Here is a 19,186-nt window from a genome sequence, read left to right on the forward strand (position 1 = left end):
ATTTAGAAGTAAAATTTAGATACATCCATTTGCGGCTTTTATTGTAAAGCGTCTAGATATTTTCTGAAAGTATGTTTATACCTCTGGTCACGGTATTTTTCCACAGAAAAACAACCCGATAAACTATTATTATGATAAGTGAAAATAAATATTATGATAGATAAAAACAAAAAAACGCCACTCATTTTAGAGTGGCGTCTATAACCGACTGATTTATTAGAAAACTAAACTAGAATTAAATTTCCTCTGTCGTTTCCTCTTCATCAGAATCACTGATGAAGTCAGTTGCTGCACTATTAAATTCACCAGTGTGGTTTAATAACATTTCACGCAGTTTCGTATCGATTTCATTTGCGATTTCTGGGCGTTCTTTCAAATAAACTGTTGAGTTAGCTTTACCTTGGCCAATTTTTTCGCCTTTGTAGCTATACCAAGCCCCTGCTTTTTCAATCAACTTATGTTTAACACCAAGGTCAATCAGCTCACCAACGGTATTAATACCTTCACCGTAAAGGATTTGGAATTCTGCTTGTTTAAATGGCGCAGCAATTTTATTTTTCACCACTTTGACACGCGTTTCGCTACCAACGATTTCGTCACCATTTTTTACAGCGCCAATGCGGCGAATATCTAAACGTACAGATGCATAGAACTTCAGTGCATTACCGCCCGTTGTAGTTTCTGGGTTACCGAACATCACACCAATTTTCATACGAATTTGGTTGATAAAGATTAAAAGTGTATTTGATGTTTTCAGGTTACCCGCAAGCTTACGCATCGCTTGGCTCATCATTCGAGCAGCAAGGCCCATATGTGAATCGCCAATTTCACCTTCAATTTCTGCTTTTGGTGTTAAAGCGGCAACGGAGTCAACAATGATAACATCTACAGCGCCAGAGCGTGTCAGTGCATCACAAATCTCTAATGCTTGCTCACCAGTGTCCGGTTGAGAACAAAGCAAGTTGTCGATATCAACGCCTAGCTTTTTAGCATAGATAGGGTCAAGAGCATGCTCAGCATCGATAAACGCACATGTTTTACCACTACGTTGAGCTGATGCAATAACTTGTAATGTCAGCGTTGTTTTACCTGAAGATTCAGGGCCATAGATTTCAACAATACGCCCTAATGGTAAACCACCAGCACCTAGTGCAACGTCGAGTGATAAAGAGCCTGTTGAGATAGTTTCAACATCCATTGTGCGGTCTTCACCAAGGCGCATAATAGAACCTTTACCAAATTGCTTTTCAATTTGACCAAGTGCCGCAGCAAGTGCTTTTTGTTTGTTTTCATCAATAGCCATGTTCACTCCCTAAGTGCAATGATATTAACCACTGCGATAAAACGATTGGATTTAATTTGTTGGAACCAAGTATACTGTATAATCATACAGTATCAAGAAGATTTTTTACTTATGATCTGTAAAAGAAACTCAAGTGCATAACACGTTGATTCTAAACGAACTTGATTTCTATCACCTTGAAACAAGCACTGTTTTGTTATCACATCACTGCTTCCATCAGCTTGTTTTTGAGCAAAACCAAACCAAACGGTCCCAACTGGTTTTTCTATACTACCGCCATCAGGACCTGCAATACCACTCACAGATACAGCATAATCAGCCGCGGCTTCTTTTAGTGCGCCTGTTGCCATTTCAGATACAACTTGTGCACTTACCGCACCAAATTGCTGAAATAATTCATTTTGTACACCAATCATTTGGTGCTTTGCATCATTACTGTATGTTACAAAACCACGATGAAAATAGGCTGAGCTACCTGCAATATCCGTAAGTACTTTAGCTATCCATCCTCCAGTACAAGACTCCGCAGTGGTGACTGTTTTACCTTGTTGCAAGAGTAATTTGCCAATCTGAATACTTAATATTTCGAGTTGCTTCTCATCGACCATTTTGTTGTACACCTTTATTTAAACTTTTTTACGAGCGCGATCCCAAATCCATAATCCTGCAATAGCGATAGTAAATACCGCACCAAAGCCAATTCCCACATGAACTACCGACAATCCTACTTTTATTGCCAGTGAATACAATCCTAACATAATTAGCATTGCACTATTTTCACCTAAATTTTGAACAGCGATGGCATTACCTGCACCGACAGTTTCTTTTCCTTTCTCTTGCAATAACGCATTAAGAGGAACGACAAATAAACCGCCAAATATCCCAAGAACAATGAGAATAAAATAGGAAGGTAATAGGCTAGTTTGTAACGAAAGTAAGATAACCATCACACCAATAACAATACCAGCAGGAATACAACGATAAACTGTTTTAAGTGTGATAAATTTAGCGGCAAGCCCTGCCCCAGCAACAATTCCCACAGCAACCATCGCATTAAGGACTGTTGGCGTTGTGTTATCTTGTAACCCAAGAGCAATAGGTACCCATGCCACTAATAAAAAACGTAACGTGACACCAGCCCCCCAAAACAAGCTTGTACCTACCAAAGAGAAACGACTTTCTTGATTCGCCCACAATATACGACAAGCAGATAAAAAATCGATTAAAAGTTGTTTGAAATTCCAACCCTTAGCCGGTCTTGCGGCAGCAAGATGCGGAATGAAAAAGTTGACCACAACGGCGAGCGCATATAATGCAGCGCAGGTGCCAAGTGCAAGCATGAGATTGATATCAGATAACATTCCACCTACGACTGAACCAACAAGGATTGCCGCAATAGTTGAAGCTTCCATCATGCCATTGGCCTTAACCAGGTTATCCCCCCCAGTTAATTCACCTAATATCCCGTATTTAGCAGGTGAATAAGATGCAGCACCTATTCCCACTAATCCATAACATAAGAATGGATTGACTCCGACACAGATACCAAGCGCACCAATAAATTTAAAGATATTAGAAAACAACATGACTCGGCCTTTTGAAAACCGATCTGCGATTTGGCCGACAAAAGGTGCTAATACGATATAGGTAAAAACAAAAACCATTTGCAGTATTGGATGACTCCATTCTGGATAAAACTCAGCCTTGAGCTGCGCCAAAATTGCAAATAACAATGCGTTATCCGCAAAAGCAGAAAGAAATTGTGAAGCTAGTACAGCCTTCATCCCTCGACTTAATAACGGAGCCTTTTGCGCTAAATCTTCCATTTTATTCATCCTTCAAAGCCATTTGTTTTAGCGTAACAAAATCAGTTTTTCCGCTACCTAATACAGGAAGTTCTTTTACCCAACGGATATCACGAGGAACGGCAAGTTCAGTTAACCCTTTACTTTTAGCCGCCGTAGATAATGCACTACGGTCTAATTGCTTATCGGTAGTAAATAAAACGAGTGCTTCGCCTTTACTACTATCTGGTTTAGTAACAACTCCGTGCTGTGCATTCGGTGACATGCTAAAGATCATTTGTTCGATACTTTCCAAAGAAACCATTTCGCCTGCAAGTTTTGCAAAACGTTTTACTCGACCTTTAATGGTGCAGTAATTTCTTTTATCTAATTCAACAATATCACCAGTATCGTACCAGTCTGGCTCTCGCTCACCCTGTGCATTTTCAGCACTCGGCGTTTCTAGAATACCCGGCGCTTCAACACGCAAATAGCCTTTCATGATATTCGGGCCTTTGAGTTGCAACTTTCCACCTTTTTCTATACCTGAAAGTGGGATGATTCGAGCTTCCATTCCTGGCAAGATCTGTCCCACAGAGCCTTCTTTGGTTGCCATTGGCACATTGATTGACACTATAGGTGCGCATTCGGTCACGCCGTAGCCTTCAAGAATACGAATACCAAATTTTTCAAACCAGATTTTTTTGGTGCTATCTGATAATTTTTCAGCACCAGCAACGACATAACGCAAGCGAGCAAAATCATATTGATGAGCAAAACGGGCATAATTACCTAAAAAGGTCGAAGTACCAAATAAAACGGTACAGTTTTTATCGTAAACCAACTCAGGAATAATTCGGTAATGCAAAGGGCTTGGATAGAGAAATACGCGGCTACCGGAAAAGAGAGGGATAAACAAACCCACCGTCAAACCAAATGCATGAAATAATGGCAGTGATGACATAAAGCGATCGCGCGGAGTGAAGTCTGCAATGGTTTTAATTTGCTCAACGTTCGCTAACAAGCTTGCATGACTATGAACCACCCCTTTTGGCGTACCTTCTGAGCCAGAGGTAAACAGTACGATAGCTTCATCATCAACTTTGCGAGGGATTATTGCCTTACGGGGTGAAAATAAATGTTTAACAATCCAAATCTTATCTTGCAAAGTGACGGTATCTTTTAAATCTTCAAGATAAATCCAAGTTGCTTCCGGCACTTGCTGAGGAATATAGGTCAAGTTGCCTTTTTCTAAAAACTGACGAGAAGTAAAGACCACGTTTGCCGCAGAGGCTTTTAATGCATTACTAATTCCATGGCTACCTGCGGTATAATTCAGCATGGCAGGCACTCGCCCCCGCATTAATGCGCCAAATATAGCAGCAGCAGTAACGGTTGCATTCGGTAGCAATAGACCAATACGCTCATTTTCTTTTGTGTAGCGTTCGATAATGCGCCCCACACCCAAGGTTTTTTTTAGTAGGCCTTGGTAAGAATCTTCTTTGAACGCAATATCTTCAATACATGGAGTGCATCGACCAAAGCGTTGCACACTATCGATGAAAGCTTCAACTAATGTCATTTGTGGTCGACAAGCCATACGCGCCGACTTCATTATTTGATAAAGATGTTCCCCTGCAAGGCTACGGCGTTCAACCGATTTAGGTGCATCAGGCATTGGGATTGTTTGAGCGGGTAAAATATGCAACGTGATTTTAGGGAACCATTTAAGCGGAATAATCCCCTTTAGATATCCAAAATGACTACGTTCAGCCCCTTCAATACGAATTGGGACAACTTTAGCTTGGGATTTAGCCGCCACAAATGCAGCACCCTCATAGATTTTCATCAAAGAGCCATGAACAGAGATGCGCCCTTCCGGAAAAATAACAATTGGACGCCCTTTATCGACTTCTTTGACTAACGTTCTAATACCTAAAGGGTTAGCGGGATCGAGAGGAACAATATCAGCATAAGGCTTTAATAACTTAATCATTCGCGGTGTCGCAAATGTAGAATAGACAGCAAATACGGGTTTTACAGGCAAAAATAAAGCGACTAAAACACCATCAAGAAGGGAAACATGATTAGGTGTAATCAAACATTTATCTTGATTAAATTCCTTAGCGTCGCCAATAACTTGAACTCGAAATAAAAATCTAAGTATGGTTTTGACAATTTTTGCCAACATAATGAATCCCTATATTATGACGATGCTTTATGAATTAGTGAATAATTATACAATCATGATTATGTCGCGATATTACTTATGATACTAAGTAGTTTATTCCGAAAGTGTGATTAAACGGTAAAGCATTTATGTTAAATCTTTCACTTGTTGAATAATAACATCTATAGGTTGAGTGGCATCAACAACATGATGCGCTGTAGCTAGGTAAATAGGCTCTCTTAGCTGCATCACTTCTTCTATTTCCTCTAATAAAGACTTTCCAGTCAAGCTAGGGCGTTGATCTTCTTGAGGTTCTGCGGCTAACCGCTGCGCCAATATTGCTGGATCTGCACTCAAATAAATCACAGTGCCGTTATCACGCATAATCCGCTGGTTTTCTTCAGAAAGAATAATTCCACCACCGGTCGAAACAATCGTTTTGTCTTGCTTAATTGATTGTAATATCTCGCTTTCTAGATGTCGAAAATACGCCCATCCATGTTGAGCAACAATTTCAGCAATACTTTTACCTGCATGTTCTAAGATAAGTTTGTCAGTATCGACAAATTGATACCCTTTATGCTCAGCTAAACGCTTGCCGATTGTTGTCTTTCCTGAACCTCTTGGACCTATAATGTAAAACATCAAAATTCATCCCATCATGATTGTTACGTTACATCTGCCACACAGCTGTTAATCAGTGGCGGTCAAAAACGGCAAACAATAAAAAAATAAAGCTACACCTTAGTGTAGCTCTCGTTATAACAGTTTACGCGTTAAGCACGGCTAAGAAAATCACCGTAGCCAATCCACTTATAGGTCGTTAGTGCATCAAGCCCCATAGGGCCTCGTGAATGTAATTTTTGCGTACTCACAGCAACTTCAGCACCTAAACCAAATTGCCCACCATCGGTAAAACGTGTGCTCGCATTAACGTAAACCGCTGAGGAATCTACCCGATGAACAAAATAATTTGCCTGACTCAGCGATTCAGTCAAAATCGCATCTGAATGAGAGGTACCATAATGTCGAATGTGGTCAATCGCCGCATCTATATCAGCCACAATCTCAACATTCAGATCAAGCGATAACCACTCATCAATTAAATTTTCAGGTTTAACATCAATAACCTTAGCTGGCCCTTGCTGTAAGAAAGGCATAGCCTGCTCACTGGCATGTAAGGTGACTTGTTTTTGTGCCATGACTTCACTCAATCGCGGCATAAAATCAGCTGCAATACTTTGATGCACTAATAATGTTTCAAGTGAATTACACGCACTTGGACGCTGAACTTTAGCATTGACTATCACACTGAGTGCTTTATCAAAATCAACGGATTCATCGACAAAAGTATGGCAAACACCAATACCACCCGTTATGACTGGGATCGTTGATTGTTCACGACATAATCGATGTAAACCAGCGCCACCTCGTGGTATCAGCATATCGATATAACTATCTAATTTTAGTAGCTGAGCAACCAATTCACGATCAGGGTTATTAATTGCTTGTACTGCATCAGCAGGCAATCCGCTATTTTTAAGCGCTTGTTGAATAACACTCACAACGGCAAGGTTGGTATTATGAGTCTCTTTTCCACCACGCAAAATAACCGCATTACCTGTTTTTAAGCACAAGGAAGCGACATCAACAGTAACGTTCGGGCGAGCTTCATAAATCACACCAATAACCCCAAGAGGAACTCGGCGACGTTGTAAATCTAGGCCACTATCAAGTAAGCTGCCATCAATAATTTGACCAACAGGGTCTGCTAATTGGCAAACCTGCCTAACATCATCAGCAATATTTTTTAGGCGAGCTTCGGTCAATAACAAACGATCTTGTAATGCCTCAGTCATGCCACTGTCTTTCGCCAGTTTCATGTCTTGCTGATTAGCAGACAAAATAACTGCACTTTCTTGTTCTAATAAATCAGCAATTTGCTCAAGGGCTGCATTTTTTTGTTTTGTGCTTAATTGCGCTAATTGCCATGAGGCCACTCGTGCCGCTTTACCCATTTTCTCTAACATAATTAACTCACTATCATATCATCGCGATGAACAGCAACTGAGCCATGTTCATAGCCAAGTATGCGACCAATTTCTTGTGAATGATGACCCGCAATCATGCGCAGTGCATCGCTATTGTAATGGCTCACACCATGAGCTAAGTCTTTTCCGACCATATTACGAATTCGGATCACTGCACCTCGTGAAAAATCACCTTCGATTTTCTTAATACCTTTAGGCAATAATGAGCTGCCTTTTTCTAAGATGGCAAGCTGTGCGCCATCATCAATATAAACATCACCTGCGGCTGGCGCACCAAAAATCCAGCGTTTACGGTTCTCCATTGGATTTTTTTGTCCGTAGAACCTTGTCCCCACAGGAATATTTTCAATTACAGCACTGATTACATCCGGCTTATTACCCGCGGCAATGATAACATCAATACCCGCTCGACCAGCAACATCCGCAGCTTGTAATTTAGTTGCCATTCCGCCTGTCCCTAAACCACTTACACTATCACCCGCCATTTTACGTAATTCGTCATTAACACCATAAACTTCTGGGATCAACTTAGCATCAGGATTACTGCGGGGGTCTGCATCATACAAACCTTCGATATCGGTCAGTAATAAAAGTTTGTCAGCATCGCCTAAAATTGCGGCAAGAGCCGATAAGTTATCGTTATCGCCCACTTTAATTTCCGCAGTCGCTACCGCATCATTTTCATTAATAACAGGAATAATACCGTTATCAAGTAATGCTTGAAGTGTATCTCTGGCATTCAAGAAACGTTCACGGTCTTCAAGATCTGCCCGAGTTAGCAACATTTGGCCAATATGAATGCCGTAAATAGAAAACAACCTTTCCCACAATTGGATCAGACGACTTTGACCGACCGCCGCTAACAACTGTTTAGATGCAATAGTTGCTGGTAATTCGGGGTAATTAAGATGTTCGCGACCAGCGGCAATTGCCCCTGATGTCACAATAATAATGCGGTGCCCTTTTTCATATTGCTGCGCACACTGCCTAACTAACTCAACAATATGAGCTTGATTTAAACGGCGTGAGCCCCCCGTCAATACACTGGTACCTAACTTAACAACCAGCGTCTGGCTATTTTTCATCATTTTTCTGCCATTAGGATTAATAAATTACAAAGTAGCTATCATTTTTATCAGGTGAAACGCGTTATGCCAACAGGCATAACGCAAAATTCAACAAAAGTTTGTTTAAAACAAATTTATGCGCTTAATTCCAGTTTTAATTCTGTCATTAGTTGCGAAGGGAAGAGGGTTAACTCAAGCTCGGATAATTGTTTAGAAAGGGCTTGGTGAAACGATACCAAATTTTTTTCTACTGCGGCTATCGTGACAGGATCTTTCAACACTTTAGCTTGCCAACTACCATGGCTATTATATAAGCCAAGTTGATAAGAAAATTCAAAACCTTCGCTAGTGGCAACTAATTTCAACCACCACCCCCAAAATTCACGTTTTTCGGGTGAGATATTCGCATTAACGCAAACAACTAAGCTATCAAAAAAATAACAACCATTTAGTGATTGTTTTTCGCGTAAATAAGGACCCATTGCAGCAAATTTCTTTAAATACTTTCCATTTGAATATTCAGTCGGTAAAGCCATGTTAAGGATCTCCTTCTTGGGAAGATCCCTTTTTAACAAAAGCCAAGAAATAAGCAAGTCATTCAATAAAATTAAAGTATTTTAGTTTTTAACCAAGCTGTCGTTTCACTCAGTGCTTTTTCAAAATTTGCAAAAATTGGACTACTTGGCAACATAACTAAATCACCATCCACTGATGAACGCGCGATTAAAGTTGACTCTTCTTTCGGACTATAAATGTCATTTTTCAAACATACTGACATCATAGGTACTTTACTACGTTTACCAAGAAGGCCTTGTTTTTTCAATGAATAACAACTTAATTCATGACGTAAAGAAGCACCATCAACTTGATAAATACCAATACGACTCGCAAATACATCTAATACCATACGAGGAATATCTTTTTGATATTTTTCGTCATTAAGTAAACTGTGAACAATTGGTCCGATGACGGCAACGCCTTTTATTTTATCAGGACACATATAAGCTAGTCTTAATGCTATATTTGCCCCAAAGCGCATCCCTACAATACCAAAACGAGTATGATCAATCCAAGGAATGGTATCTAACTGGCGAACAACTTGCTCATGTAATGTACTGGTTTCTTGAGATAATTTATATTTTATTGAGTAGCCAATTGAAGGCATATCCAACGTTAACATCGCAATGCCAAGCGGCTCTAAATAATCCCGAAAATAACGATTAAAATCAATTTGCAAACTATCTAACATACCGCAAACCATCACGGTAGGATAAGGTCCTTGTGCATTTGAAGGAATATGTAAAAAACCACAAACCTCTTTACCACCTTCAATTTTGAACGCAATTTTTTTCAATTGATATTCAGAAAATTGTGCTGCACTGTCATAAGCTTTACACGCCAATAATACAGCTTGGTCAGCTAATTCATCGCCTTTAATAAAAGGATAAGCGGCGATACTATATAAATTAGCCGCCCGTAACCATGCATCGCATGCCTTTTCACCCTTTTCGAATTGTAATGCCTTTTGCTGCCAAAGCATGGCTTGATGCGACCATTCAAAGCACCAATTACCGCGTCGATTACCAATAACAGTATCAAGAAGGTTCTCATTACTGCGTTTAGCATCTGAAACAGCAATACGACTTAAAACTTCCTCAATTTCTAATGCGTCGATACCACGCCAAATCCACATTAAGCGATTAATCATCCGGTACCAACCGGCATGTTGAGTTCCGTTTAATACGCTATGATCTTTTATTTCAGGCAGATCATATGAGGAATAAGAGACTAATGTAGAGGTTTCAACTTGTCTTATTTTAGGTTTGAAGAGTTTTTCGGAGAGATTTTGCTGAGTCATTACTTATCACCTACTCATATAATTTTGGAATATGACGGCTATATAAAACAAAAGGGAATGCTATTGCATTCCCCTATAATATCGTATTTTTAACAAATTTATTAGGTATTCATGTTTTGTTTACAACAACTAAAAACTTTTAAGATTTAATTGTCGTTATCTTTTACCTATGCATTAAAAATATAAAATAACGATTTATTTATCTTGCTCGCACAGAGGTTTCACAAATACAACCCCCATATCCCATGGCTGTTCAATCCAAGTATCTTGAGGGATATCGATAACATAGTCATCAACTAATGGACGACCCGCAGGTTTTGCGAAAATGGTGACAAAATGACCTTTTGGATACATGTCACGAATAGCTTGTGCAGTACCACCGGTATCAACTAAATCATCAATGATGATAAAGCCTTCACCATTACCCTCTGCACGCTTAATAATATTCATTTCGCGTTGATTGTCATGGTCATAGCTAGAGATGCATACGGTATCAACGTGACGGATACCTAGCTCACGAGCAAGAAGTGCGGCAGGAACTAAACCACCACGGCTAACCGCGATAATCCCAGTCCATTGCTCTACTGGTAACAAACGTTGTGCGAGTTTACGGGCATGTATTTGCAACATATCCCACGTTACGACATATTTTTCGCTCATAATATTCGGGTCCCGACGCTGAGTAAAACTGAATGTGTTTTGCGGAAAAAAGGTTGCGCGAGATTATAGTGATTCGGCGCACTAAAAACCAGTAATAATCACCTACTGGCCTGAATTAATATCATTTACACTGTCCATTGTTCAAAATAAAGTGGTATGCTGAACCAATCAATAATGAGGTCTTTAACTATAGGCTTCATGCTGTTAGGCAACCATTTAAGCGATATATCCTTTAAATATTGAGAGTTGTAGTTTAGCCGCCCGATAATGCGACAACTTGAAATATAACGGGAAAATTTAAGGAGAAAAAACGTGTCACAACTATCTAAACTCTCACCACAACCGCTTTGGGACATTTTCGCCAAAATCTGCTCAATTCCACACCCTTCTAAGCATGAAGAAGCGCTTGCTGCACATATTATCGAATGGTCAAAACAAAAAGGTTTTCACGTAGAAAGAGACCAAGTGGGTAATATCTTGATCCGTAAGCCAGCAACGGCAGGCTACGAAAATCGTAAAGCAGTCGTTTTACAAGCACACTTAGATATGGTTCCACAAAAAAATAATGATACTGTTCATGATTTCACAAAAGACCCAATCCGTCCTTATGTGAATGGTGAATGGGTCACTGCTGAAGGCACTACCCTCGGTGCTGATAATGGCATCGGTATGGCATCTGCACTTGCAGTGTTGGCTGATGATACAGTTGAACATGGTCCACTTGAAGTTTTGCTAACCATGACCGAAGAAACAGGCATGGACGGCGCATTTGGTTTACAGCCTAATTGGTTACAAGCTGACATTCTGATCAACACGGACTCAGAAGAAGAAGGCGAAATTTACATGGGTTGTGCGGGTGGTGTTGATTTCACTGCAACATTCGATTTAACTCGTGAAGCATTACCCCAAGGCTATAAAACCTTTACCTTAACGTTAAAAGGTTTAAAAGGTGGCCATTCCGGTGGTGATGTACACCTTGGATTAGGCAATGCCAACAAGCTATTAGCACGTTTTCTCGCAGGTCATGCAGAAGACTTGGGCTTAAAATTGCTCGAATTAACTGGTGGCACTCTGCGCAATGCAATTCCACGTGAAGGTCATGCTATTGTTGCAGTTCCTGCTGATAAAGTAGATGAGTTAACAGCGCTTAGAGCACGTTATGAAGCTATTTTGCAAAATGAATTAGCGGCTGTAGAGCCTAATGTGGTCTTTTTGCTCTATGAAACCAAAACTGAGCTTAAAGCGATCACTGATGATTGCCAAAAACGGTTTGTGTTCTTCTTAAATGCTGCGCCAAATGGCGTTATTCGTATGAGTGATGTTGCTAAAGGTGTTGTTGAAACTTCACTGAATGAAGGCGTTGTCACCATGACAGAAGATAAAGCCGAAGTTATCTTCTTAGTCCGCTCTTTGATTGATAGTGGCAAAAATTATGTTGTTAATATGCTGACTTCAATCAGCAAATTAGCGCAAGCCAAATGCAAAGCACAAGGCAGCTACCCAGGCTGGCAACCTGATGCAAATTCACCGGTTATGCACATTGTTAGCGCAACTTACCAAAAACTGTTTGGTAAAACACCTAATATTATGGTTATCCACGCGGGTCTTGAGTGTGGCTTGTTCAAAAAACCTTACCCATTAATGGATATGGTTTCTATCGGCCCAACTATTCGTGGTGCTCACTCACCCGATGAACGCGTGCATATTGAAAGTGTTGGCCAATACTGGACATTATTAACCGCAATTTTAAAAGATATTCCAGTTAAAAATTAATTTAACTTCATTTTATCTTTGCATATCAAAGCATCCTCAAAGGGTGCTTTTTTATTTTGAATTTTGAATTTTGAATTTTGAATTTTGAATTTTGAATTTTGAAATATTATCCAAAATAATTTGAGCTGTAACTAGGCGGCAATTGAGCTAATCCTTGGGAGCATACATAAGTATGTGACCACGGTTAGCGAATGCAGCCAACAACGTTATAGCTCAAAGTATGAAGGATAATTGCCGCTCGAGCTGAGGACTTATCAACATAACATGTAACCCCACTAGCCGGACTCCCCTACCTTTCCGACGATTTTCCCAAACTTGTTTTGCAATTTGAACTAAATCTGATTTATCAAGTATTGGATAAACATGCTCTTGTGTTGTTTGTTGAAAATCAGCGAATTTAAATTTCACACCTTGGCGAGCAATACGTAAGTCTGGTTTTACTTTTGCTAAGCGCAATTGCAGTTCATCGTATAGCTTATCCAACAACAATAAACATTCCTCCCACTGATGAATATCTTGCGCTAATGTGCGCTCTACCCCAACCGATTTACGTAATCTATCAGGATTCACTGGGCGCTCATCGATAGCATGACAACGCTCCCATAATGATTGTCCAAATTTACCCATGTTTTTAATTAATGCGATTACGTCATATTTTTGGACGTCGGCACAAGTATGTAATCCCATATCTGCTAATTTTTGAGCCGTGACTTTGCCTACTCCGGGGATCTTTTTAAGTGACAATGTTAAAACAAACTCAGCCATATCTTGCGGTTTAATCACGTATTGACCGTTCGGTTTATTCAGATCAGATGCGATTTTTGCCAAAAATTTTATCGGTGCAATACCCGCAGATGCGGTGAGTTGTAATTCATCAAAAATTTGTTGACGAATAGCTTCTGCGATTAAGGTTGCTGAGCCATGTAATTGTTGGCAATCAGTAACATCTAAGTAAGCTTCATCAAGGGAAAGAGGTTCAATTAAGTCAGTGTAACGTGCGAAAATTTGCTGAATACGGACAGATGTCTCTTTATATAACGACATTCGCCCTGAAACAACTTTAAGATGAGGACAAAGTCGTAACGCAATCGCCGTGGACATGGCACTATGCACACCAAAGCGCCGCGCTTCATAATTTGCCGTACAGATAACCCCTCGGCGATCCGTACTTCCTCCCACAGCGACAGGCACATTGCGTAAAGAGGGATCATCACGCATTTCTATCGCTGCATAAAAGCAGTCCATATCAATATGAATAATTTTACGCATAATACACTCACACCATAAAATACTGATTAAATATACAGTATAGTTATGAAACATTCAATTATATACATGCCTCATTGTGTGATGACGTTTGAAATATTCAGTCACGCACTTATTCATACGATTGAAATATATTACTGCCAGAATCTACGATTTCCATATGTATATAGTGCCTGTACATCAATGCATTCTAGCAATTAGCTTAAACTTCACCCATATAATTTGATGAGAAGAGCCATTAAAAAATCGGATTACAATTGCAAGTTAGTCTTAATTTCATGAAGAACTACTTACAAATGACAAAAAAAGTATTACAACAACAATTCATTAAAATTAACACAACATATTGATATAATTAACATCATAGGAAATACACACAATGAATAAATTAACACCACGTATAAAAAAAGGAATGGTTATCAGTCTATTTCTTCTTGCTAGCCACAGTGCATTCGCACAAAACCCACAAATTGTGGCACACCGAGCCGGAACTGCTGATGCCCCAGAAAATACCCTTTATGCCATTAACTTAGCAAAAGATAATAAAGCCAATGCGATTTGGCTCACCGTACAACTCAGTAAAGATGATCAGCTGGTGCTGTATCGACCAAGTGACTTAGATGCGCTAACCAATAAAAAAGGGCCAATTTCAAATTATTCTGCCGAACAACTCAGCCAAATAAGCGCAGCTCACCAATTTAATCAAAAAAATAACTTACAATTACCCGCTCAAGAAACAACCATTACTACTTTAGAAACTATCTTAAAAAAATATCCAGATACACCTTTTTATATCGATTTGAAATCTCCAGATGCAGATCCTGATATCCAAGCAAAAGCGATATTTTCATTATTAAATAAAACCAATGCATTTAATCAGGTTCGCTTCTATTCCACTAATAACGATTTCATTAAAGCATTGCCAAAGATTTCGACAAAAATTAATACCTTTGAAAGCCGTGATGATACCCGTACCCTATTAGCAAATAGCGTAATGAACCATCAGTGCCCCGTCGCAGCTGAACAATCTACCACTCAAGATACGCAATCCGTTCGTTGGTATGGCTTTGAATTACACCGCAAAGTCGAGGTTGTTGAGAAATACACTTTAGGTGAAGCCCGTTCTCCTGCAACACTGTCTTGGGATAAAGAAGCAGTTGATTGTTTTAGAAAAACAGGGAACGCCTATATTATTTTATTTGGTGTAAACAATGCCAGTGACTATCAATTAGCTAAAGAAATTGGTGCAGATGCAGTGATGGTTGACTCACCGAAGGCCTTCAAACAGTAGTTTATTAACTGGCTTAAGCTAATTTATGTAATAACAAAATTATATTGTTACCCGCTATAGATTAATTAAGCCATTTTTATTTCATAACGCATTCCAATGAATACCTTATTGTTAGCAAATGATAATCAATATTAATTACACCCTAAGATATTGGTGTGATAATTAATTACATCTAATAATCAAAGGGCTAAATTTATGTCTACATCACTTGGGCAAATCTCGATTGAGAATTTTTGGAATGAAGATTTAAAGAAAGTCGAAATTTTTTATCAACGAGGTTCTAATATCATCGAGAACGTTTTTGTTCTTTATAATTTGGCAGATAAAAGAACTATTAAGGATATCTAGACCTTTAGCTTTGATTTAAAAGACAAAATGGCATGGAAAGCAAAAATAGTCACTAAAGATGGGCAGTTTTGGAGTAGTGGGGATTATCTGCCTTGTCAAATTCAGAATAACGACAATGGCAAAGTAACCATTAATTTTAACGGGAATTCAAAGCAGATGTCTATTATTTACCCTACATCTGGTTCTTGTTCGAAAGAAATGTATTAGATATTAATAAATATAAGCATACCCATATTCCATAAGTATGCTTACCGAGAAATATCACTTTAAATAATTCTATGTTTATCTAACATTTTTTGCCGTGCTTCTTCACGCGCCATCCGTTTTTTACGTGCATCACAAGGCTCTGGGCAATCGCATACTTTCTCAACACCAATGCTGCTTAGCCCACCGCAACTCCCTTGAATACTTTTACGCTTAATAATATATCCAAGTGACATACCTAAAAATGCCAATAAAAATAAGACAAAGGCTGCAATAAAGGTATTTAGCATTCCTTTCTCCTCCTATTTACTGTCTTTCTTTAAGAATGGTTCGAATGCTTTAGTATAACGCTCTTCAAACCCTTTATCCGTCTTAACAATCATAAAAACAGGAATATTCATTTTTTCGGCAAGTGCAAAACCTACATCTGGACCTAACACATTCAGCCCCGTCGATAACCCATCAGCGCTCATGCAATTATCGGCAAGCACAGTAATCGAAACGAGGTTATGAACAATTGGTTTGCCTGTTTTTGGATCAATTGTATGTGAGAAGCGAACACCGTCTTGCTCAAAATAATTACGGTAATCACCAGAAGTCGCAATAGACAGATTTCCTGGTTCGATGATTTCTTGTGCAGTTTGGCTTACGCCATCAGTAGAGGGCTTTTCAATTGCAATCCGCCAAAGTGCATCTTTACCATTATGGCCTTTAGTGCGAACTTCTCCACCGATATCAACCATATAATCATTGATATTAAGTGATTCTAAATACTCAGCAACAACATCAACACCATAACCTTTAGCTATTGATGACAAATCTACATAGAGCTCAGGTATGGTTTTAATTAGGTTATTATCCTGTACAGACAGTTTTTCAATACCAACCCATGCCCGACGCTTTTCTAACTCTTCATCTGTAGGTGCTTTTGTTACGCGTCCTTCCGGTCCAAATCCCCATAAATTCACTAAAGGGCCGACCGTCACATCTAAAGAACCATCGGTTAACTTATTAATTTCAATCGCTTTTGAAACGACTTTAGCCGTTGCTGCGGAAACAGGAAAAGGCACGTTGACCGCTTTTGATTGATTAAAACGACTTAGCTCAGAATCAGGTCTGTATGTTGACATTTGGTCATTAACTTCTTCCAAACGCTTATCAATTTCCGATTGAATCGCTTCAGTTGAATGTTCTGACGAATCAGAGACATACTTAACAGAATAATAAGTCCCCATTGTTTGTCCCTGAATATTTTGCTGTTCAGGTCCACCGCAGGCGGTTAAAAATAAAGTTGCTGCAAATAACAGTATTGGGGCGATAATCTTTCTGTTTAGCATAATTTTCTCTGCTTCAATCGTAAATGTTCACATTTGTGGACACTTAGACTATTAACAATATCAACATTTTTACAAATAAAGAGAATGTTTCAGTCAAAATAAATAAAAAATCAATTCACTGATTTTCGGTCTTAAATCTTAAAGAGGGGAAAAACATGTTTTCCCCTCTTTGTTTCAGATTTTACTGCCACTATACATGAACAATCAATACAACTTACTTAGCGTTAGTAGTATTAGCCACCAAAATCATCCAGTAGGATATTATCATCTTCAACACCAAGGTCTTTTAACATCTTGATGACCGCAGCATTCATCATTGGAGGTCCACACATATAGAACTCACAATCTTCTGGCGCTGGGTGATCTTTGAGGTAATTTTCATACAGGACATTATGAATAAATCCAGTATAGCCAGTCCAATTATCTTCTGGTAAAGCATCGGAAAGTGCAACATTCCATGTGAAATTTTCATGTTCCGCTGCTAATTGATCAAAATCTTCGGTGTAGAACATTTCACGTTTAGAACGAGCCCCATACCAGAAACTAATCTTACGTTTAGTATTTAAACGACGAAGTTGATCAAAAATATGAGAGCGCATAGGTGCCATACCTGCACCACCACCCACAAAAATCATCTCAGCATCAGTCTCTTTGGCAAAAAACTCACCAAATGGACCCGAGATAGTGACCTTATCACCCGGTTTTAATGACCAAATATAAGAGGACATAATGCCTGGTGGAACATCTGGATTACGTGGCGGAGGTGTTGCAATACGCACGTTCAACAAGATAATGCCATGTTCGTCTGGGTAGTTTGCCATCGAGTAAGCACGTACTGTTGGCTCTTTCACTTCAGAAACATAGCGGAATAAATTAAATTTATCCCAATCTTCGCGGTACTCTAATGGCACATCAAAATCTGAGTATTTCACTACGTGTGCAGCGCATTCAATTTGAATAAAGCCCCCCGCACGAAATGGTACCACTTCCCCATCAGGAATTTTCAGTTTCAATTCTTTAATGAAAGTGGCTTTATTATCATTAGAGATAACTTCACATTCCCACTTTTTAACCCCAAAAATTTCTTCAGGTAATTCAATTTTTAAGTCTTGCTTGACGTTAACTTGACAAGCTAAGCGACAACCTTCTTTCGCTTCACGTTTGTTAATATGTGAAAGCTCGGTTGGAAGAATATCACCACCACCTTCTTTAATAACTACGCGACACTGGCCACATGAACCGCCACCACCACAAGCCGATGAAACAAAGATACCTTGGTTTGACAGCATACCTAGCAGCTTATCCCCTGCTGGCGCATCAAAACTTTTCTCTGGGTCACCGTTTACTTCAACCTTAATGTTCCCTGTATTGACAAGTTTAGATTTTGCAAACAGGATCAAACCTGTCAAAACCAAAACTATCAGGGTGAACATCACTACACCTAGAATAATAATTTCCATGAATTCTTCTCGCCTTTATAGCTGCACGCCGGAGAAGGACATAAAGCCCAATGCCATTAAACCGGTCGTCACAAAGGTGATGCCTAAACCTTTTAGACCCGCTGGGATATCTGAATATTTCATTTTTTCACGAATTGCGGCCATTAATACAATCGCCAACATCCAGCCAATACCTGAACCAAAACCATACACGATGGATTCGCTAAAGTTATAATCACGCTGGGCCATGAAAGATACACCACCAAAAATTGCACAGTTAACGGTAATCAACGGTAAGAAGATACCCAATGCGTTGTACAGTGATGGGAAATAGCGATCCAAAATCATTTCGAGAATTTGAACCAGTGCTGCAATCACCCCGATAAAGGTAATGAAATTTAAAAATGATAAATCCACTCCTTCAACTAAAGCACCATCGCGCAATACTAAATTAAGCACGAGGTTATTTGCAGGCACAGAGATACCTAAAACGACAGTAACTGCAATTCCAAGACCAAAAGCTGTTTTGACATTTTTCGATACGGCAAGGAATGTACACATACCTAAAAAGAACGCTAATGCCATGTTTTCAATGAATATGGCTTTAACAAACAAGCTAATATAATGTTCCATCA

17 protein-coding genes are annotated in these 19,186 nt (G+C 39.3%); 2 read left to right on the forward strand and 15 right to left on the reverse strand.

Annotated elements, in window-relative coordinates; genetic code table 11:
• Positions 1-235: 235 nt before the first annotated feature.
• From recA to gpt, 10 genes are all read right to left on the reverse strand, one after another.
• Positions 236-1,303 carry a recombinase RecA gene (gene recA, locus AAZR93_RS17525; protein ID WP_294108839.1) on the reverse strand — a complete coding sequence of 356 codons (1,068 nt, stop codon included), beginning with the start codon at positions 1,301-1,303 and terminating at the stop codon, positions 236-238.
• 92 nt (positions 1,304-1,395) lie between these two features.
• Positions 1,396-1,911 (reverse strand): nicotinamide-nucleotide amidase, encoded by a 516-nt coding sequence (pncC, locus tag AAZR93_RS17530; RefSeq protein ID WP_336430964.1) that lies wholly within the window; start codon positions 1,909-1,911, stop codon positions 1,396-1,398.
• 18 nt (positions 1,912-1,929) lie between these two features.
• Positions 1,930-3,129 (reverse strand): lysophospholipid transporter LplT, encoded by a 1,200-nt coding sequence (gene lplT, locus AAZR93_RS17535; RefSeq protein WP_434720555.1) that lies wholly within the window; start codon positions 3,127-3,129, stop codon positions 1,930-1,932.
• A 1-nt stretch (position 3,130) separates the two neighbouring features.
• Entirely contained in the window at positions 3,131-5,278 is a 2,148-nt protein-coding gene (gene aas / locus AAZR93_RS17540) for a bifunctional acyl-ACP--phospholipid O-acyltransferase/long-chain-fatty-acid--ACP ligase (protein WP_434720556.1), read from the reverse strand.
• Positions 5,279-5,404: 126 nt separating this feature from the next.
• Positions 5,405-5,902 (reverse strand): shikimate kinase AroL, encoded by a 498-nt coding sequence (gene aroL, locus AAZR93_RS17545; protein WP_434720557.1) that lies wholly within the window; start codon positions 5,900-5,902, stop codon positions 5,405-5,407.
• A gap of 131 nt (positions 5,903-6,033) precedes the next feature.
• A complete protein-coding gene (gene proA / locus AAZR93_RS17550) occupies positions 6,034-7,287 on the reverse strand; it encodes a glutamate-5-semialdehyde dehydrogenase (RefSeq protein WP_294108832.1) in 1,254 nt (417 codons plus the stop codon).
• A gap of 2 nt (positions 7,288-7,289) precedes the next feature.
• Entirely contained in the window at positions 7,290-8,393 is a 1,104-nt protein-coding gene (gene proB / locus AAZR93_RS17555; protein WP_294350840.1) for a glutamate 5-kinase, read from the reverse strand.
• Positions 8,394-8,509: 116 nt separating this feature from the next.
• The gene (crl, locus tag AAZR93_RS17560; RefSeq protein WP_294350834.1) at positions 8,510-8,911 is read right to left on the reverse strand and encodes a sigma factor-binding protein Crl; all 402 of its coding nucleotides are present in this window, start codon (positions 8,909-8,911) and stop codon (positions 8,510-8,512) included.
• 71 nt (positions 8,912-8,982) lie between these two features.
• Entirely contained in the window at positions 8,983-10,233 is a 1,251-nt protein-coding gene (frsA, locus tag AAZR93_RS17565; protein ID WP_294108828.1) for an esterase FrsA, read from the reverse strand.
• Between the two features lie 195 nt (positions 10,234-10,428).
• Positions 10,429-10,893 carry a xanthine phosphoribosyltransferase gene (gene gpt / locus AAZR93_RS17570; RefSeq protein WP_294108827.1) on the reverse strand — a complete coding sequence of 155 codons (465 nt, stop codon included), beginning with the start codon at positions 10,891-10,893 and terminating at the stop codon, positions 10,429-10,431.
• Positions 10,894-11,205: 312 nt separating this feature from the next.
• On the opposite strand from gpt, the gene pepD reads away from it, so the two are divergent.
• A complete protein-coding gene (pepD, locus tag AAZR93_RS17575; RefSeq protein ID WP_434720558.1) occupies positions 11,206-12,666 on the forward strand; it encodes a beta-Ala-His dipeptidase in 1,461 nt (486 codons plus the stop codon).
• A 213-nt stretch (positions 12,667-12,879) separates the two neighbouring features.
• On the opposite strand, the gene dinB is transcribed toward pepD, so the two are convergent.
• Positions 12,880-13,935, reverse strand: coding sequence for a DNA polymerase IV (dinB, locus tag AAZR93_RS17580; protein ID WP_434720559.1), 1,056 nt, complete (start codon positions 13,933-13,935; stop codon positions 12,880-12,882).
• Between the two features lie 376 nt (positions 13,936-14,311).
• On the opposite strand from dinB, the gene AAZR93_RS17585 reads away from it, so the two are divergent.
• The gene (locus AAZR93_RS17585) at positions 14,312-15,223 is read left to right on the forward strand and encodes a glycerophosphodiester phosphodiesterase family protein (RefSeq protein WP_434720560.1); all 912 of its coding nucleotides are present in this window, start codon (positions 14,312-14,314) and stop codon (positions 15,221-15,223) included.
• Between the two features lie 614 nt (positions 15,224-15,837).
• Here AAZR93_RS17585 and nqrM read toward each other — a convergent pair.
• The 4 genes from nqrM to nqrE form a co-directional block, all read right to left on the reverse strand.
• Positions 15,838-16,065 carry a (Na+)-NQR maturation NqrM gene (gene nqrM / locus AAZR93_RS17590; protein ID WP_294108818.1) on the reverse strand — a complete coding sequence of 76 codons (228 nt, stop codon included), beginning with the start codon at positions 16,063-16,065 and terminating at the stop codon, positions 15,838-15,840.
• 12 nt (positions 16,066-16,077) lie between these two features.
• Entirely contained in the window at positions 16,078-17,112 is a 1,035-nt protein-coding gene (locus AAZR93_RS17595; protein WP_434720561.1) for an FAD:protein FMN transferase, read from the reverse strand.
• 233 nt (positions 17,113-17,345) lie between these two features.
• Complete coding sequence (gene nqrF, locus AAZR93_RS17600) at positions 17,346-18,572, reverse strand: NADH:ubiquinone reductase (Na(+)-transporting) subunit F (RefSeq protein WP_434720562.1); 1,227 nt, start codon at positions 18,570-18,572, stop codon at positions 17,346-17,348.
• Positions 18,573-18,587: 15 nt separating this feature from the next.
• Complete coding sequence (nqrE, locus tag AAZR93_RS17605; protein WP_294108812.1) at positions 18,588-19,184, reverse strand: NADH:ubiquinone reductase (Na(+)-transporting) subunit E; 597 nt, start codon at positions 19,182-19,184, stop codon at positions 18,588-18,590.
• Positions 19,185-19,186 lie beyond the last annotated feature (2 nt).

It is taken from the genome of Providencia sp. Je.9.19, assembly GCF_051129765.1.
Classification (GTDB): domain Bacteria; phylum Pseudomonadota; class Gammaproteobacteria; order Enterobacterales; family Enterobacteriaceae; genus Providencia.

Bases quoted from the DNA above. Each gene is read 5' to 3' on its own strand.
- recA (WP_294108839.1), bottom strand. From the start codon at position 1,303: ATGGCTATTGATGAAAACAAACAAAAAGCACTTGCTGCGGCACTTGGT.
- pncC (WP_336430964.1), bottom strand. From the start codon at position 1,911: ATGGTCGATGAGAAGCAACTCGAAATATTAAGTATTCAGATTGGCAAA.
- lplT (WP_434720555.1), bottom strand. From the start codon at position 3,129: ATGGAAGATTTAGCGCAAAAGGCTCCGTTATTAAGTCGAGGGATGAAG.
- aas (WP_434720556.1), bottom strand. From the start codon at position 5,278: ATGTTGGCAAAAATTGTCAAAACCATACTTAGATTTTTATTTCGAGTT.
- aroL (WP_434720557.1), bottom strand. From the start codon at position 5,902: ATGTTTTACATTATAGGTCCAAGAGGTTCAGGAAAGACAACAATCGGC.
- proA (WP_294108832.1), bottom strand. From the start codon at position 7,287: ATGTTAGAGAAAATGGGTAAAGCGGCACGAGTGGCCTCATGGCAATTA.
- proB (WP_294350840.1), bottom strand. From the start codon at position 8,393: ATGAAAAATAGCCAGACGCTGGTTGTTAAGTTAGGTACCAGTGTATTG.
- crl (WP_294350834.1), bottom strand. From the start codon at position 8,911: ATGGCTTTACCGACTGAATATTCAAATGGAAAGTATTTAAAGAAATTT.
- frsA (WP_294108828.1), bottom strand. From the start codon at position 10,233: ATGACTCAGCAAAATCTCTCCGAAAAACTCTTCAAACCTAAAATAAGA.
- gpt (WP_294108827.1), bottom strand. From the start codon at position 10,893: ATGAGCGAAAAATATGTCGTAACGTGGGATATGTTGCAAATACATGCC.
- dinB (WP_434720559.1), bottom strand. From the start codon at position 13,935: ATGCGTAAAATTATTCATATTGATATGGACTGCTTTTATGCAGCGATA.
- AAZR93_RS17585 (WP_434720560.1), top strand. From the start codon at position 14,312: ATGAATAAATTAACACCACGTATAAAAAAAGGAATGGTTATCAGTCTA.
- nqrM (WP_294108818.1), bottom strand. From the start codon at position 16,065: ATGCTAAATACCTTTATTGCAGCCTTTGTCTTATTTTTATTGGCATTT.
- AAZR93_RS17595 (WP_434720561.1), bottom strand. From the start codon at position 17,112: ATGCTAAACAGAAAGATTATCGCCCCAATACTGTTATTTGCAGCAACT.
- nqrF (WP_434720562.1), bottom strand. From the start codon at position 18,572: ATGGAAATTATTATTCTAGGTGTAGTGATGTTCACCCTGATAGTTTTG.
- nqrE (WP_294108812.1), bottom strand. From the start codon at position 19,184: ATGGAACATTATATTAGCTTGTTTGTTAAAGCCATATTCATTGAAAAC.